Origin of the sequence: Gordonia namibiensis NBRC 108229 (assembly GCF_000298235.1) — a bacterium.
Classification (GTDB): Bacteria; Actinomycetota; Actinomycetes; order Mycobacteriales; family Mycobacteriaceae; genus Gordonia; species Gordonia namibiensis.
The window spans coordinates 15,064-30,455 of sequence record NZ_BAHE01000044.1; the positions used below are offsets into that span (position 1 = coordinate 15,064).

General features: G+C 68.5%; 14 protein-coding genes and 1 tRNA gene. 8 read left to right on the forward strand and 7 right to left on the reverse strand.

Translation table 11 applies throughout. The features are described 5' to 3' along the window. Positions 1 to 38: 38 nt before the first annotated feature. Entirely contained in the window at positions 39 to 797 is a 759-nt protein-coding gene (locus GONAM_RS18310; RefSeq protein WP_006868247.1) for a TVP38/TMEM64 family protein, read from the reverse strand. Positions 798 to 962: 165 nt separating this feature from the next. Here GONAM_RS18310 and GONAM_RS18315 point away from each other — a divergent pair, with 165 nt between their 5' ends. The 3 genes from GONAM_RS18315 to meaB are packed head-to-tail and all read left to right on the forward strand — an operon-like array spanning position 963 to position 6,177. After that, positions 963 to 2,912, forward strand: a complete 1,950-nt coding sequence (locus GONAM_RS18315) for a methylmalonyl-CoA mutase family protein (protein WP_006868248.1) — start codon at positions 963 to 965, stop codon at positions 2,910 to 2,912. After that, positions 2,909 to 5,179, forward strand: coding sequence for a methylmalonyl-CoA mutase (gene scpA, locus GONAM_RS18320; RefSeq protein ID WP_006868249.1), 2,271 nt, complete (start codon positions 2,909 to 2,911; stop codon positions 5,177 to 5,179). The genes GONAM_RS18315 and scpA overlap by 4 nt, the downstream gene beginning before the upstream one ends. Further along, positions 5,179 to 6,177, forward strand: a complete 999-nt coding sequence (gene meaB / locus GONAM_RS18325) for a methylmalonyl Co-A mutase-associated GTPase MeaB (RefSeq protein WP_006868250.1) — start codon at positions 5,179 to 5,181, stop codon at positions 6,175 to 6,177. The genes scpA and meaB overlap by 1 nt, the downstream gene beginning before the upstream one ends. 12 nt (positions 6,178 to 6,189) lie before the next feature. Here the strand turns inward: meaB and GONAM_RS18330 are convergent, their stop codons facing one another. Together GONAM_RS18330 and GONAM_RS18335 are read right to left on the reverse strand one after the other, a co-directional pair. Then, a complete protein-coding gene (locus tag GONAM_RS18330) occupies positions 6,190 to 7,140 on the reverse strand; it encodes an LLM class F420-dependent oxidoreductase (protein WP_006868251.1) in 951 nt (316 codons plus the stop codon). A 26-nt stretch (positions 7,141 to 7,166) separates the two neighbouring features. Beyond that, positions 7,167 to 8,198 (reverse strand): nucleoside hydrolase, encoded by a 1,032-nt coding sequence (locus GONAM_RS18335; RefSeq protein WP_006868252.1) that lies wholly within the window; start codon positions 8,196 to 8,198, stop codon positions 7,167 to 7,169. 149 nt (positions 8,199 to 8,347) lie between these two features. On the opposite strand from GONAM_RS18335, the gene GONAM_RS18340 reads away from it, so the two are divergent. From GONAM_RS18340 to GONAM_RS18345, 3 genes are all read left to right on the forward strand, one after another. Further along, positions 8,348 to 9,220 (forward strand): hypothetical protein, encoded by an 873-nt coding sequence (locus GONAM_RS18340; RefSeq protein ID WP_006868253.1) that lies wholly within the window; start codon positions 8,348 to 8,350, stop codon positions 9,218 to 9,220. Further along, positions 9,217 to 9,552 (forward strand): M23 family metallopeptidase, encoded by a 336-nt coding sequence (locus GONAM_RS23045; protein ID WP_006868254.1) that lies wholly within the window; start codon positions 9,217 to 9,219, stop codon positions 9,550 to 9,552. Before GONAM_RS18340 ends, GONAM_RS23045 begins: the two co-directional genes overlap by 4 nt. A gap of 81 nt (positions 9,553 to 9,633) precedes the next feature. Beyond that, complete coding sequence (locus GONAM_RS18345) at positions 9,634 to 10,560, forward strand: mechanosensitive ion channel family protein (RefSeq protein ID WP_006868255.1); 927 nt, start codon at positions 9,634 to 9,636, stop codon at positions 10,558 to 10,560. Between the two features lie 71 nt (positions 10,561 to 10,631). Here the strand turns inward: GONAM_RS18345 and GONAM_RS18350 are convergent. Further along, positions 10,632 to 10,717: transfer RNA gene (locus tag GONAM_RS18350), tRNA-Leu, on the reverse strand. 107 nt (positions 10,718 to 10,824) lie between these two features. Here GONAM_RS18350 and GONAM_RS18355 point away from each other — a divergent pair. Beyond that, positions 10,825 to 12,159: a M20/M25/M40 family metallo-hydrolase gene (locus tag GONAM_RS18355; protein WP_006868256.1), complete on the forward strand. Its 1,335-nt coding sequence runs from the start codon at positions 10,825 to 10,827 to the stop codon at positions 12,157 to 12,159. A 61-nt stretch (positions 12,160 to 12,220) separates the two neighbouring features. After that, the gene (locus GONAM_RS18360) at positions 12,221 to 12,766 is read left to right on the forward strand and encodes a YbhB/YbcL family Raf kinase inhibitor-like protein (protein ID WP_006868257.1); all 546 of its coding nucleotides are present in this window, start codon (positions 12,221 to 12,223) and stop codon (positions 12,764 to 12,766) included. A 14-nt stretch (positions 12,767 to 12,780) separates the two neighbouring features. Here the strand turns inward: GONAM_RS18360 and GONAM_RS18365 are convergent, their stop codons facing one another. The 3 genes from GONAM_RS18365 to GONAM_RS18375 are packed head-to-tail and all read right to left on the reverse strand — an operon-like array spanning position 12,781 to position 15,299. Next, positions 12,781 to 13,917, reverse strand: coding sequence for a quinone-dependent dihydroorotate dehydrogenase (locus GONAM_RS18365; protein ID WP_006868258.1), 1,137 nt, complete (start codon positions 13,915 to 13,917; stop codon positions 12,781 to 12,783). After that, the gene (locus GONAM_RS18370) at positions 13,911 to 14,234 is read right to left on the reverse strand and encodes a DUF5703 family protein (RefSeq protein WP_006868259.1); all 324 of its coding nucleotides are present in this window, start codon (positions 14,232 to 14,234) and stop codon (positions 13,911 to 13,913) included. The genes GONAM_RS18365 and GONAM_RS18370 overlap by 7 nt, the downstream gene beginning before the upstream one ends. Before the next feature lie 3 nt (positions 14,235 to 14,237). Next, positions 14,238 to 15,299 (reverse strand): hypothetical protein, encoded by a 1,062-nt coding sequence (locus GONAM_RS18375; protein ID WP_006868260.1) that lies wholly within the window; start codon positions 15,297 to 15,299, stop codon positions 14,238 to 14,240. Positions 15,300 to 15,392: the final 93 nt, after the last annotated feature.

Sequence of the window (15,392 nt, forward strand, 5' to 3'; positions counted from 1 at the left end):
ACTTGAGCAACTGCGATCAAGCCTTAGGGCTGGATTAATCAGGCTTGTGAACTTGATTCGACCTGATCAAGTCCGGAGGTTTGAGTGCTTCCGGTGGATACCGGCAACCGGGCGTCGAGGATCAGCCCGGCGATCCCGACCGCGAAGAGTGCTCCGCTGACCAGCAGCTGGGCGGGGTTGGCGCCGCCGGTCAGCGAATCGCCGAGCATCACCACGGCCGCGGTTCCGGGAGCCATGCCGATGATGCTCGCGACGGTGAACGGCAGCGGTCGTACGGAGGACAAGGCAGAGCAGTAGTTCGCGACCGAGAACGGGCAGGCCGCGATCAGGCGGAGCGAGCCCACGGCGAGCCAGCCGCGCCGTTCCAGGCGGTATTCGACGGCCTTCACGACCGGCTTCTTGAGGAACGGTCGAACCCGATCGCGGCCGAGGACCCGCACGAGTCCGAAGGCGGCGACCGCCGCGATCGACGAGGCGATCATCGCGCCGACGAAGCCGACGAAGGGTCCGAAGAAGATCCCGGACATGACGGTGAAGGTCGAGCGGGGGATCGGCGCGATCGTGACCACGGCATACGCCGCGAAGAACAGCCACGGGAAGGCCGGGCCGAGGTCGTCGCCCCATGCGCGAACGCTGCCGATCGAGGGGAGCGGGATGAAGTAGGAGCCGAGCAGGACCACTGCCACGACCGCGGCGGCGACGAGCGCGCGCCGGACGACCCGGCGGTCGACGGCGACCCGGCGTCGACTGCCCGTCACGTCTGGTGTCACCTCGGTGACGGGGGCTGGCTCGGGCACCCAGACACTCTACTCTGGAGTTCACCGGACCCCTCCACGTCGCGACCAGCTCGCACCCCTCCGGGTGGCGTAGCTCACGCCGACCTCGTTGATGGGCCGAGCGAGCGATCGGCTAAGGTCGTGTACGCGCTCGCACAGAGCATTCACGGAGGTGTGCTTCCCCACATGCCACAGCAAACTGACCAGCCCAAACCCGAGTCAGATCTCGGCCGTACAGAACTCGATCAGGCCTACCAGGCGTGGTCGAAGGCCGCCGCGGCCGTTCTGGCGAAATCACGTCGGGTCGACGTCGACGAGCTCCCGGATACACCGGAAGCACTGCTCTCGACCGACACCGCCGACGGGCTGACCATCCGGCCGCTGTACACACGTCGCGACGAGACGACCGAACCCGGTCTGCCCGGTCGGTTCCCGTTCGTCCGCGGTGCCGACCCCGCGCGGGACGTCACCACCGGGTGGCGTGTCACCGAGCGGTTCGGCGACGACGAAACCCCGGCCGAGGACGCCAACGAACTCGTTCTCGAGGCGATGGCCAACGGCACCAGCGGACTCTGGCTCTCCATCGGCAAGCCCGGTGGCGGTCTCGGTGTCGCCGACCTCGCCACGGTGCTGCGCGGCGTCTACCTCGACCTCGTGCCGGTGACGCTCGACGCCGGCACCGAGGGCATCGCCGCCGCCCGGGAGCTGCTGTCGCTCAAGGAGAGGGCGCAGGCCGCGCCGGTCGCCGCGCCTCTCACCGCCGCGACGACCCATTCCTTCGGTCTCTCGCCGCTGACCGCGGCGTTCTCCGGACGGGCCACCGTCGACGCCGACGAGGCCACCGCCCTCGCCGCGTCGAACCTGCCTGCCGGGGTCCGGACCTTCCGCGTCGACGGCAGCGACTTCGCGACCGCCGGCGCCGACAACGGCCTCGAGCTCGCCCTCGTGGTGGCCGCAGCCGTCGCGCACCTGCGTGACCTGACCGCCGCCGGTCTGTCAGCCGACGCGGCCCTGGGTCAGATCACCTTCGGGGTCTCCGCCGACGACGACCAGTTCGCGACGATCGCCAAGTTCCGTGCGCTGCGCAAGATCTGGGCCCGCGTGGCCGAGGTCGTCGGCGCACCCGACGCCGGCGGTGCGCTGACCCACGGCGTGACGGACCTGTCGATGTACAGCCAGCGCGACCCCTGGGTCAACATGCTGCGCAGCACCATCGCGGCCTTCGGTGCGGGTGTCGGCGGCGCCGATCAACTGACGGTCCTTGCATACGACGCGACGATCCCGGCCGACAAGCGCACCTCGAGTGCGTCCTTCTCGCGCCGCATCGCCCGCAACACCCAGCTGCTGCTGCTCGAGGAGTCCAACATCGGACGCGTCCTCGACCCGGCCGGCGGTTCGTGGTTCGTCGAGTCGCTGACCGACGACCTCGCCGCCAACGCCTGGAGCGTCTTCACCGAGGTCGAGGCCGCCGGTGGCTACCGCGCCGCCCTCGACAGCGGCTGGATCGCCGAGAAGGTCGACGCCTCGCTGGCCCGCCGCGATGCCGAGGTCGCGCACCGTCGCATCTCGGTCACCGGTGTCAACGAGTTCCCGAACATCGACGAGCGGGCCCTGTCCGACGCCCAGGGCGCCTCGGCGTCCGGCGTGACCGACGTGGTCACCGGAACCCCGAAGCTGGCCCGTGTCGGCCGTGCCTTCGAGGAGCTGCGCGACCGATCCGACGTGGCGTTGTCCGAGAAGGGCGCGCGCCCGTCGATCCTGCTGATCCCGCTGGGCAGCGTCGCCGAACACAACGGGCGTACCACCTTCGTGGCCAACCTGCTGGGCGCCGGCGGCATCAGCGTGGTCAACCCCGGCCCGCTGAGCGCGGACCAGATCGGCGACGCAGTCGCCGGTGCGAACACCCCGATCGCGGTCATCTGCGGCACCAAGGCCCGCTACGCGGAGGAAGGTCCGGCGGCCCTCGCCGCCGCCCGTGCGGCCGGTCTGTCGAAGGTCCTGCTCGCCGGTCCCGACAAGGAATGGCCCGAGTCCGACGATCGCCCGGACGGTTCGCTGCGGGTCGGCATCGACGCGGTGAGCACGCTCTCCGAACTCCTCGATCAGCTTCTCTCAACCTCGGGAGCGACGGCATGACCCAGACCGAACCCAATCCGACACAGTCGATCCCGAGCTTCGCCGGGGTCGAGCTCACCGACGGCACGGCTGCTGCGGCCGCCGGTCCCGGCGCACCCGTCACCGAGGAACTGGCGTCGGCGCACGGCTACTCGGTCGACCAGGTCACCTGGAACACTCCCGAGCAGATCGACGTCGCCCCGGTGTACACGCGCACCGACCGCAACGCGATCCTCGACGACGCCGAGCACCCGTACCCGCTCGACTCGGTCCCGGGTGCGGCGCCGTTCATCCGCGGTCCGTACCCGACGATGTACGTGAACCAGCCGTGGACGATCCGCCAGTACGCGGGCTTTTCGACCGCCGCCGAGTCCAACGCCTTCTACCGCCGCAACCTCGCGGCCGGTCAGAAGGGTCTGTCGGTGGCCTTCGACCTCGCGACCCACCGCGGTTACGACTCCGACCACCCGCGCGTCGCCGGCGACGTCGGTATGGCCGGTGTGGCGATCGACTCGATCCTCGACATGCGTCAGCTCTTCGACGGCATCGACCTGGGCAACGTCTCGGTGTCGATGACGATGAACGGCGCGGTGCTGCCGATCCTGGCGCTCTACGTCGTGGCGGCCGAGGAGCAGGGTGTGCCGCCGGAGAAGCTGGCCGGGACCATCCAGAACGACATCCTCAAAGAGTTCATGGTCCGCAACACCTACATCTATCCGCCGAAGCCGTCGATGCGGATCATCTCGAACATCTTCGAGTACACCAGCCAGAAGATGCCGAAGTTCAACTCGATCTCGATCTCCGGCTACCACATCCAGGAAGCCGGTGCGACCGCCGACCTGGAGCTGGCCTACACGCTGGCCGACGGCGTCGAGTACATCCGCGCCGGTCTCGAGGCCGGTCTCGACATCGACAAGTTCGCACCGCGTCTGTCCTTCTTCTGGGGCATCGGCATGAACTTCTTCATGGAGGTCGCCAAGCTGCGCGCGGCGCGTCTCCTGTGGAGTGAGCTCGTCGCCGAGTTCGGTCCGAAGAACGCCAAATCGCTGTCGCTGCGCACACATTCGCAGACCTCGGGCTGGTCGTTGACCGCGCAGGACGTGTTCAACAACGTGGCGCGCACCTGTGTCGAGGCGATGGCGGCGACCCAGGGTCACACCCAGTCTCTGCACACCAACGCGCTCGACGAGGCGATCGCCCTGCCGACCGACTTCTCGGCCCGCATCGCCCGCAACACCCAGCTGTTGCTGCAGCAGGAGTCGGGCACCACCCGCCCGATCGACCCGTGGGCCGGCTCGAACTACGTCGAGACGCTGACCCACCAGCTGGCGCAGAAGGCGCGCAAGCACATCCGCGAGGTCGAAGAGGCCGGCGGCATGACCCAGGCCATCAACGAGGGCCTGCCGAAGCTGCGCATCGAGGAGGCCGCGGCCCGTACGCAGGCCCGCATCGACTCGGGTCAGCAGCCGCTGATCGGCGTCAACAAGTACCAGGTGGCCGACGACGAGGAGATCGAGGTCCTCAAGGTCGAGAACTCCAAGGTGCGCGCCGAGCAGCTGGAGAAGCTCAACACCCTTCGCGCGCAGCGTGATTCCGCTGCGGTCGAGGCGGCCCTGGCCGACCTGACCCGCGCCGCGGCGTCGTCGGAGGGCGGCCTGGAGAACAACCTGATGGCCCTGGCCATCGAGGCCGCACGTCATCAGGCGACGGTCGGGGAGATCTCCGAGGCGCTCGAGAAGGTCTACGGTCGTCATCAGGCCGAGATCAAGACGATCAGCGGCGTGTACCGAAATGAGGCGGGCGAGGTGAGCAACATCGACGCGGCACTCGAGGCAGTGCGCCAGTTCGCCGAGGCCGAGGGCCGCCAGCCGCGCGTGCTGGTGGCCAAGATGGGCCAGGACGGTCACGATCGCGGCCAGAAGGTCATCGCGACCGCCTTCGCCGACCTGGGCTTCGACGTCGACGTGGGCCCGCTGTTCGCCACGCCGGAGGAGGTGGCCGCGCAGGCCGCCGACAACGACGTGCACGTGGTGGGTGTGTCCTCGCTGGCTGCCGGTCACCTCACCCTGGTTCCCGCGCTGCGGGAGGCGCTCAAGGAAGTCGGCCGCGAGGACATCATGATCGTCGTCGGCGGCGTCATCCCGCCGGGTGACTTCCCCGAGCTGTACGAGGCCGGCGCCGCCGCGATCTTCCCGCCCGGATCGGTCATCGCCGACTCGGCCGTGGAGCTCATCGGCAAGCTGGCCGACACCCTCGGCCTGGAACTGCCCGGGGTGGCCGCGAACTGATGGCGGACGGTACTCGGCGTCGGGTCGACGTCGACGCGCTGGCCGATGCGGTTCTCGCCGATCGCCGCGCCGATCTGGCGCGTGCGATCACCCTGGTCGAGTCCAAGCGTCCCGATCACCGGGCTGCGGCGCAGAAACTGCTGCTGAAGCTGACCCCGCACGCGGGTAACTCGTTCCGGGTCGGCATCACCGGTGTCCCGGGCGTGGGCAAGTCGACGACCATCGAGGCGCTTGGCATGCACCTGGTCGAACTGGGGCACAAGGTGGCGGTCCTCGCCGTCGACCCCAGTTCGACGCGTACCCGCGGCTCCATCCTGGGCGACAAGACGCGCATGGGCCGGTTGTCGACGGAGAAGAACGCCTACATCCGTCCCTCGCCGACCTCCGGCACGCTCGGTGGGGTGGCCAAGGCCACCCGTGAGTCGATAGTGCTGGTCGAGGCCGCCGGTTTCGACGTCGTGCTCGTGGAGACCGTCGGCGTCGGGCAGTCCGAGGTGACCGTCGCCAACATGGTCGACACCTTCACCTTCCTGACGCTGGCCCGTACCGGGGATTCGTTGCAGGGCATCAAGAAGGGTGTCCTGGAACTCGCCGACGTGGTCGTGGTGAACAAGGCCGACGGCAAGCACCTCAACGAGGCGAAGGGCGCCGCCCGCGAGCTGCGCAACGCACTCGGGCTGATCTATCCGCACGACGCCCTGTGGACCCCGCCGGTCCTGACGATGAGCGCGATCGAACGGACCGGCGTCGACGAGTTCTGGAACACGGTCGTCAAGCACAACCAGACCCTCAGGGAGGCAGGCGAGTTCACCGCCCGTCGCAACCAGCAGCAGATCGACTGGACGTGGTCGATGGTCCACGACATCGTGCTCAGCAGGCTCGCGGAGTCGCCCGGCGTCCGCGACATCCGCGACGAGGTCGAGGACGAGCTGCGCGAGGGCGTGCTGACACCGGCACTCGCCGCGCAGCGCATCGTCGACGCCTTCGACAATCGCTGAGGGCGTCCCCGCTCAGCCGAGCAGCGGGGCGAGTGTCTCGCCGAGCAGTGAGACGCGCCCCGGTACATGGCCGTTGGCCGCGGCGTTGACGGTGAAACCGTCCACACCGGCCGCCAGCATGTCTGCATAGCGCGCCGCGACCTCGTCGGGGTCACCGATGATCGTCATACGGCGCCGCACCTCGGCTGCCGGGGTTCGCTCGACATATGCCTCGTACTCGGCAACCGCCTCGTCGTGCGTGGGCGCCATGCAGACGTAGGTCTGGATGCTCACGGTGATCTCCGAGCGCTCCCGACCGCGCCGGTCGCAATGTTCGGCGAGGACGTCGAGCTTGCGTGGGATGTGGTTTGGCGGACACAACAGGTTCGACTCGTCGGCGTACTGTGCGACCATTCGCAGGGTCTTCTGTTCGCCGGCCCCGCCGATCATCACCGGGATCCTCGACAGCGGCGCAGGAACGTTCAGCGCCTCGGACACCTGGTAGCGCTTGCCGTCGAGGCTCGGTCGCTCGCCCGCGAGCATGCCGCGGATGATCTGCAGTGCCTCTTCGAGACGCTCGAACCGGTCGGTGAAGGTGCCGAACTCGAAGCCGAGCGAATCATGTTCGAGCTCATACCATCCCGCGCCGATCCCGAGTTGGCCCCGGCCGCCGGACACGATGTCCAGTGCGGTGACCGTCTTGGCGAGCAGGGTGGGGTTCCGGTAGGTGTTGCCGGTGACGAGCGACGACAGTCGCACGGCCGAAGTGTGCTGGGCGAGGGCCGACAGCAACGTGTAGCACTCGAACATCGGGTCGTGCGGCTCGCCGAGCATCGGCAGTTGATAGAAGTGGTCCATCGCGAAGACCGTGTCGAATCCGGAGTTCTCCGCTTCCTGCGCCTGCGCGACGACGGTGGGGAAGAGCTGATCCGCGGGAACGTCCGGGTAGGTGAAGTTGGCGATCTGGTATCCGAGTCGGGTCACGGTTCAACCCTAGGTGGACACGCGTCTCAGATCCGGGCGAAGGCGCGGGCGAAGGCGCCGATCGTGTCGATCAGGTCGTCGAAGACGGCGTCGAGGTCGGTGGCGGTGGCGATCCGGGCGTTGGGGCCCAGCGGCGACATCCAGCGTTCGTCGGCGACGGTCATTCCGCGGGTGAGCGTGCCGACGAGCTCGACGTCGACCCGTGCCGGGATGGTCGTGACGAGATCCGGGTTCAGGGCCACCATCGCCGCGAACGGGTCGTGGAGATGGGCGATGTAGCCCTCGTCGTGGTCTTGATGGAACTCGAAGTAGAAGCGCAGGGCGTCGGTGAGATGCCGGATGATCTCGTTGTCGGCGACCGAGCGCAAGCCCCGTTCGTCGCCCGGGTCGGGGCATTCCAGCGGTGAACTCCCCGATGCCGCGGCGAGACGCACCACATGGTCCGGGGTGAGCACGACCTGTTCGGTGAGATCGAGCGCGCACACGATGGGTTCCGGTGCGCCGGCGGTGCCGAATGCGGCGAAGACCTCGGCCGCGGCCTCCGGGTCGACGGCGACGTTCCATTCCGAGGTCGGCGTCGTGTTGCCGTGGGTGTGGAAGGCCCCACCCATGATCACCAGGCGTCGGAGACGGGAGGGAAGGCCCGGGTCCCGGCGGATCGCGGTCGCCAGCGACGTGAGCGGCCCGGTCACCAGCCCGACCAGTTCGCCCTCGTGCGCTCGTGACGCCTCGATCCACGCATCCGGGGCGTCGAGGTGGTCCGGCGTGATGGTCGGCGTGGGCAGCTCGGCGTGGCCGACGCCCAGCGGGCCGTGCGTGTCCTCGGTGGTCATGAGTTCGGCGACGAGGGGTGCGACCGGCCCGACGTGCACGGGGATCTCCGGACGGCCGCAGAGTTCGAGCCAGGCGAGGTTGTTGGTGGTGACCACGTCGACCGGGACGTTGCCGGCGGTCGAGGCGATGCCGACGAGCTCGACGTCGGCGCGTGCCAGCAGGTAGAGCAGCGCGACCGAGTCGTCGATGCCGGTGTCGCAGTCGAAGAACAGGCGCTGGGTCACGACACAATTGTGCCCGGTGTGCGGCGAGGGCCCGCGTGTCGCCCCGGGACTCCCTAGAATTCGACGCTCAGGGAGCCGGGCGGATCGCCGTCGGCGCGGCCGCGGAGGAAGCGATGCACAGACCACGACGTCCATTGGCGGTCCTTGGCGTGTGCGCGGCGCTCCTGCTGTCCGCGTGCGGCGGCGAGGACAAGGGGAGTGGTACGTCCGTGCCGGTACCGCCCGACCCGGTCCTGACCCCGGTGGTGGGGTCCGTGTTGTTCGCGCCGACGCCGTTCGCCGGGTCGGACGGTTCCGATCATCTCGTCTACGAGGTGTCGCTGACCAACTTCATGCGCACCCCGGTCACGATCACCGGGGTCAAGACCCTCGACGCCGGGGCTGCGGGCACGCCCGAGTTGAGCGGCCTCGACCAGACCGGGGTCGCGGGACGGCTCAAGCCCACCGGTGCGCCCTCCGTCCCGCCGAGACCCGATGTGCCCGAGGGCTATTCCGAGGTCCTCGCACCGGGGCAGAACGGTGTGCTGTTCCTGCATCTGCAGTTCGAGGGTGAGGCCCCGAAGAAGCTCGTCCACGAGATCTCGGTCCGTGCCGACGGGGCGCCGCCGCAGATGCGGGAGACCACCGAGCGGATCGCCGAGGTCGAGGTGAACGACGCCGTCGTCCCGGTCCTCGGTCCGCCGCTGATCGGCGAGGACTACATCGCCGCCGACGCCTGCTGCGACGCGGTCCGTCACACGCGCGCGATCCTGCCGTTGGACGGCACCCCCGTCGTCGCCCAGCGGTACGCGGTCGACTGGGAGCAGGCCGGACCCGACGGGAAGATCTTCGTCGGCGACGCCAAGGACCCGGCGAGCTACCGGATCTACGGCGACGACGTGCTCGCCGTCGCCGATGGAACCGTCGTCGCCAGTCGCAACATCTGCCCGAGCAGGTACCGGGGGAGTTCCCCGCGAATCTGCCGATCGCCGACGCCGACGGCAACAATCTCGTCCTCGACATCGGCGACGGATTCTTCGTGAACTATGCGCACATGCAACCCGGCTCGGTGCGGTTCAAGCCGGGGGATCGGGTACGACGCGGCGACGTCATCGGCAAGGTCGGCAACACCGGAAACTCGGTCGCACCCCACCTGCATGTCCATGTCATGAACGGACCCTCGTTCCTGATGTCCCAAGGTGTGCCGAGTGTCACCGACCTGTTCATGATCACCGGCCGGGTGGACGACACGGAGGCGTTCGACGCCTCGGAGAGCACCGGCGTCCCGCTCGAGATGGCGCCCGGTGTGACCGTGTCCACACAGCAGGACCGGATGATCCTCGATCAGAACGTCGTCACGTTCCGCGCAGGCTGACAACGGTTTTCGGCGTAGGCCGCGCCGATCTCGGGGCGATCACGACTGGACAACGATCTCATCGTCCGTACGGTCGGGGTCATGACCATTCAGAACCTGGCCTTCGAATGGACCGAGACGAATCGCGAATGGATCATCGAGAATCCGATCCGGATCGTGGCCTACATCCTGGTCGCGCTCATCGTGCGTTTCGCCATTCACCGCACCATCGACCGGGCGACCCGTCCGCGGTCCCGAGACGGCGAGAAGTCGCGCGGAGCGACCCTCATGCGCGGTCTGCGGCCCAAGACGGTGACCACCGAGCGCAGCGCCCAGATCGCCGCCAGACGCGCCCAGCGGGCGGCGACGATCGGTTCGGTGCTGAAGTCGACGGTGTCGATCGTGCTGCTCGTATGGGTGGTGCTGTCGGTGTTGAGCGTTCTCGGGGTGAACATCGCGCCGTTCATCGCCTCCGCAGGCATCGTCGGTCTGGCGATCGGTTTCGGTGCACAGAACCTGGTGCGCGACTTCGTCACCGGTGTCTTCATGCTGCTCGAGGACCAGTACGGGGTCGGTGACATCGTCGACCTCGGCGAGGCCATCGGCGAGGTGGAGACGGTGGGACTGCGGGTCACCACGCTCCGCGACATCGACGGCACCCTCTGGTATGTCCGCAACGGCGAGATCGCCCGCGTCGGCAACATGAGCCAGGAGTTCGCGGTCGCCCGCGTCGACACCCCGGTCGCACCGGGTGCCGACATCGACAAGGCGCAGCAGGTCGCCGCCGAGGCGGCACGTCGGGCCGTCGAAGACGACGACACCGACATTCTCGGAGCGATCGAGATGCTCGGCGTGCAGGAGGTGTCCTCGGAGCAGATCGTCCTGCGCCTGACGGTCAAGACCAAGCCGAACGGACAGTGGGCCGTACAGCGCCGGCTGCGTCGCGCGATCCTTCAGGCCTTCGTGGAGAACAACATCGCTCTGCCGTACTCGCGGTGGGGATCACTCCTGGAGACTGCCGGTACCTGAGCCCGGGATATCGAGCTCCGACGACGAGAAAACCCCCGGCCGGAGCCGGGGGTCTTCTCGTCGTTCTGCGGTGTCCGAGGGGGGACTTGAACCCCCACGTCCGTTAATAGGACACTAGCACCTCAAGCTAGCGCGTCTGCCATTCCGCCACTCGGACTTGCTCTGCTGCGTTGCTCCGGCGGGGATTTCTCCTCGCCATCTCGCGGCAGCGGGATAACACTAACCGAGGTTGCCCGTGTATCCCAAATCCCGTAGGAGTGAGGGGTGTCTTCACAGTCTGCGACCACTGAAGTAGTCGATCTCGTCAGCCGGTTGATCCGGTTCGACACCTCCAACACGGGGGAGCCGGAAACCACGAAAGGCGAGGAAGAGTGCGCCAAATGGGTGGCGCAGCAACTCGAAGAAGTGGGATACACCACACAATACGTCGAATCGGGTCGTCCGGGCCGCGGGAACGTCTTCGCACGGCTCGCCGGACCGCCCGATTCCGATCGCGGTGCCCTGCTGATCCACGCACATCTCGACGTGGTGCCCGCCGAACCGGCGGACTGGAGCGTCCACCCGTTCTCCGGTGCTGTCAAGGACGGTTACATCTGGGGACGCGGCGCGGTCGACATGAAGGACATGGCCGGGATGGCGCTCGCGCTCGCCCGCCAGTTCAAGCGCGACGGCACGGTCCCGCCGCGCGAGATCGTCTTCGCGTTTCTCGCCGATGAGGAGGCCGGCGGGGCCTGGGGCGCCCACTGGCTCGTCGAGCACCGCCCCGACCTGTTCGAGGGGATCACCGAGGCGGTCGGCGAGGTCGGCGGCTTCTCGTTGACCGTCGACCGGCCCGACGGCACCCAGAAGCGCCTGTACCTCGTCGAGACGGCGGAGAAGGGCCTCGGGTGGATGCGCCTCACCGCCGACGCGCAGGCCGGCCACGGGTCGTTCCTGCACTCGGACAACGCCGTCACCGAGGTCGCCGAGGCGGTGGCGCGCATCGGCCGACACACGTTCCCGCTCGTGATGACCGACTCGGTGAGCCAGTTCCTCGCCGAGGTCAGCGCCGAGACCGGTCTGGATTTCAACCCGGAGGCGCCAGATCTCGAGACCTCGCTGTTCAAGCTCGGCAACCTCGCCCGCATCATCGGGGCGACACTGCGCGACACGGCCAACCCGACCATGCTCAAGGCCGGGTACAAGGCCAACGTCATCCCCCAGAAGGCCGAGGCCGTCATCGACTGCCGCGTGCTGCCCGGACGGCAGAAGGCGTTCGAGAAGGAGATCGACGAACTCATCGGGCCCAATGTGACCCGCGAGTGGATCACCCACCTCGACTCGTACGAGACGAGTTTCGACGGCCACCTCGTCGACGCCATGAACGACGCCATCCTCGCGCACGACGAGCACGGAAAGACCGTGCCCTACATGCTCTCTGCGGGCACCGACGCCAAGGCGTTCGCCAAGCTGGGCATCCGTTGCTTCGGCTTCGCGCCGCTGCAGCTGCCGCCCGACCTCGACTTCGCGGCGCTCTTCCACGGCGTCGACGAGCGCGTCCCGGTCGACGCGGTTCTGTTCGGCACCAAGGTGTTCGAACACTTCCTGCTCCACAGCTGAACCCTCACATAGAGTGAGAACCAGATCGTTCCGATGCGCGAAACGTCAGAAAGGTGAACACATGTCGTCCTTCGACCCGTACTCCCCGCTACCGAGCCTGCCCGGTTTCACGCTGACCTCGGAAAGCCTCACCGACGGTTCGCCGCTGGCCAACGGTCAGGTGAGCGGGATCATGGGCGCGGGTGGAGAAGACCTCTCACCCCAGCTGAGTTGGTCCGGATTCCCCGCTGAGACCAAGTCTTTCGCGGTCACCGTCTACGACCCCGACGCACCCACCGCGTCCGGTTTCTGGCACTGGGCAGTCGCCGACATCCCCGTGTCGGTCACGAGCCTCCCCGAGGGCGCCGGTGACGAGGACGGCACGGGTCTGCCCGACGGTGCCGTGACCCTCACCAACGACGCCTCGCTGCGTCGCTACATCGGGGCCGCGCCGCCGCCCGGACACGGACCGCACCGCTACTTCGTCGTCGTCCACGCCGTCGACACCGAGTCGCTGAACCTGCCCGAGGCGGCCACCCCGGCCTACCTCGGGTTCAACCTGTTCTCCCACGCGATCGCCCGCGCGACCCTGGTGGGCACCTACGAACAACCCGGCGAGAACGTCTGACGCGGGGCGATTCGCTAGGGCTGGTGGGTGGCGGCGCAGCCGACGGCGTCGGAGATGGACGCGAAGCCGCCGGCGCGCACCCGCTCGGCGAGACCGGCGTGCAGCTCGTACAGCCAGAGCGGTCCGCCGTAGATGAACCCGGTGTAGACCTGCAGCAGATCGGCGCCGGCGCAGATGCGTTCCCAGGCCTGATCGACGGTCTCGATGCCGCCGACACTCACGATCGCGATCTTCCCGCCCACGCGGTTGTAGAGGCGCCTGAGGACGGCCAGCGACCGGTCGGCGACCGGGGCACCCGACAGTCCGCCCGCACCGATCTCGCGCACCTCGGCGTCCGGGGTGCGCAGGCCTTCGCGGCCGATGGTGGTGTTGGTGGCGACGATCCCGGCCAGTCCGAGCTCGACGGCGAGGTCGGCGACAGCGTCGATGTCGTCGTCGACGAGATCGGGTGCGATTTTCACCAGGACCGGGACGTGGACCTCGGCCTGCACCGCGGTGAGGATGGGCCGCAGCGAGTCGACGGCCTGTAGGTCACGCAGGCCCGGGGTGTTGGGTGAGCTCACGTTGACGACGACGAAGTCGGCGAGGGGCCCGAGAAGGCCTGCCGAGAGCCGGTAGTCGTCGATGGCCTCGTCGAGCGGGACCACCTTGGTCTTGCCGATGTTGGCGCCGATCGGTGCGGACACCGGACCGCGCCGGACCTCTTTGAGGTGCTCGGCGGCGACGTGCGCGCCCGGGTTGTTGAAGCCCATCCGGTTGATGAGGGCGCGGTCGGCGGGCAGGCGGAACAGGCGCGGCTGCGGGTTGCCGGGTTGCCCCTGGCCGGTGATGGTGCCGATCTCGGCGAAACCGAAACCGATCTGCCCCCAGGCGTTCACGGCTCCGGCGGTCTTGTCGAAACCGGCCGCCAGACCGATGGGCACCGGGAAATCCACACCGAACACCCGGCTGCGTAGGACCGGATCGTGGTGGGCCAGCAGTTTCGCCACCGGGAACGAGATCACCGAGAACCGGCTCACCGCACGCAGCAGCACGAAGACGATGTGATGGATGCGTTCCGGCGGAAGCAGGAACATCAGTTTGAGCAGCAGGGGATAGCACCGCCGGTTGAGTGCGATCAGCACCTTCGTGGCGGTTCGTGCGGTCAGCATGCCTGGGCGCTCCGAGGATCGTGGTCGGTGGAACGGTTCTCGTCGAGTGCGCGGGCCCCGCGGGGCGGACGTTTGCGCTTCAGCAGGACCTTGCGTGTGCCGTCGGAGTAGAGGCGGACCCGCGACAGCTCCCAGCCGCCGAACTCGGCCTCGAGCGCGAGGCGCATCGAAGCGGTCACCCGGGTGACGTCCGGCGGCAGTTTCAGCAGGATGTACTCGACGTCCTCCGAGGTGACCTCCCAGCCGGCTGGGTACTTGGCGCCCACGCGGGCGAAGGTCCGCGAATGCCGCGTGTGGGGTCCTCGGTCAGCGTTCATCGATCACCGACCCGGCTCGACCGCGGTGACGCCCAGAGGGGTGCCGGGCGGCGGGACGACCTGGAGCTTGCCGTCGCGCGCAGACAGGACGTAGACGGTGCCCGCGTCGTCGACGGTGATGGTGTCGGGCTGGACGACAGACGCGAACCGCTGCTTCTCGGTGGGTTCACCGTCGTCCAGGTCATACGCAACCACCTCGTTGTTCCCGGTTGTCGACACCCAGAGCAGGTTGCGGGTGTCGTCGTAGTCTACGGCGTATGGGCCGTCGGCCACCGGGTAGCGGAATCGCATGACCAGCGGCGACCCGAAGAATCCGAGGATCTCGCCGTCGCGGGTGTTCGCGACCAGGATGCGCCCGAAACGGTCGACCGTCGAGTTCGTGGCGCCGTTGCCGGCCCGCAGCGCGGGACCGGGCTCGCCGGACTCCGGGTCGATCGGGGTCACCGACGACTGCGCGCGGTCGAGGACGACGACCTGGCCGTTTAGGTTCTCTGCGGAGGCCGGGGCGGCGGTGAGTGAGTCCACGCGGACGAACTCGCGCAGGTCGTGCTTCTTCTGGAACTCCCCGTTCTCGGACTCGGTGTCGTAGATCAGGACCCGGCCGTCGGCGGTTCCCACGACGATCTGGCCGGACGCGGCACGCACGACCGCGGTCGGTTCATCGGTGTCGAGTTCGGCGGTACGGGCGCGGCCCTCGGCGTCGACGACGACCAGCGAGCCCGGTCCGACGCCGAGGTAGCCGCCGTCGGTGTCCGGGGCGAGCGCGGTCAGGCCCGGCACCTGGACGGGGGTGGGCGGCGCGGCCATCGTCGCGGCGTCGAAGCGGAGCAGTTGGCTGCCGTCCGGCGAGACGACGGCGACCGTGCGGCCGGAGGAGGCGAGAGCCCGCGAGCCGGTGGGGGCGGGGACCGTGAGGCCGGCCGGATCGGAGGTCGCGGGTGCCTCGACCGCGGTCGCCGGGGCGACGGTCGCGACGTCGGGGGTGCCCGAGTCGTCGGCCCCGCACGCCGTGATCATCGCCACACCCACGGCGAGAGTAGCCGCCGCGGCAACCGGCCGCCGCAACCGTGCGAGACCTCTCGGGGGCTGGTGACGGGGGCGCGGTCGTCGAGACGAGTGCATGGACCCATCTTGCGTGACCGCTCGCGTGCGACGCTC

What these genes read in the sequence shown, in the direction of transcription:
- GONAM_RS18370 (WP_006868259.1), bottom strand. Translation starts at nt 14,234, where the DNA reads ATGAACGCTGACCGAGGACCCCACACGCGGCATTCGCGGACCTTCGCC.
- scpA (WP_006868249.1), top strand. Translation starts at nt 2,909, where the DNA reads ATGACCCAGACCGAACCCAATCCGACACAGTCGATCCCGAGCTTCGCC.
- GONAM_RS18360 (WP_006868257.1), top strand. Translation starts at nt 12,221, where the DNA reads ATGTCGTCCTTCGACCCGTACTCCCCGCTACCGAGCCTGCCCGGTTTC.
- GONAM_RS18315 (WP_006868248.1), top strand. Translation starts at nt 963, where the DNA reads ATGCCACAGCAAACTGACCAGCCCAAACCCGAGTCAGATCTCGGCCGT.
- GONAM_RS18345 (WP_006868255.1), top strand. Translation starts at nt 9,634, where the DNA reads ATGACCATTCAGAACCTGGCCTTCGAATGGACCGAGACGAATCGCGAA.
- GONAM_RS18365 (WP_006868258.1), bottom strand. Translation starts at nt 13,917, where the DNA reads ATGCTGACCGCACGAACCGCCACGAAGGTGCTGATCGCACTCAACCGG.
- meaB (WP_006868250.1), top strand. Translation starts at nt 5,179, where the DNA reads ATGGCGGACGGTACTCGGCGTCGGGTCGACGTCGACGCGCTGGCCGAT.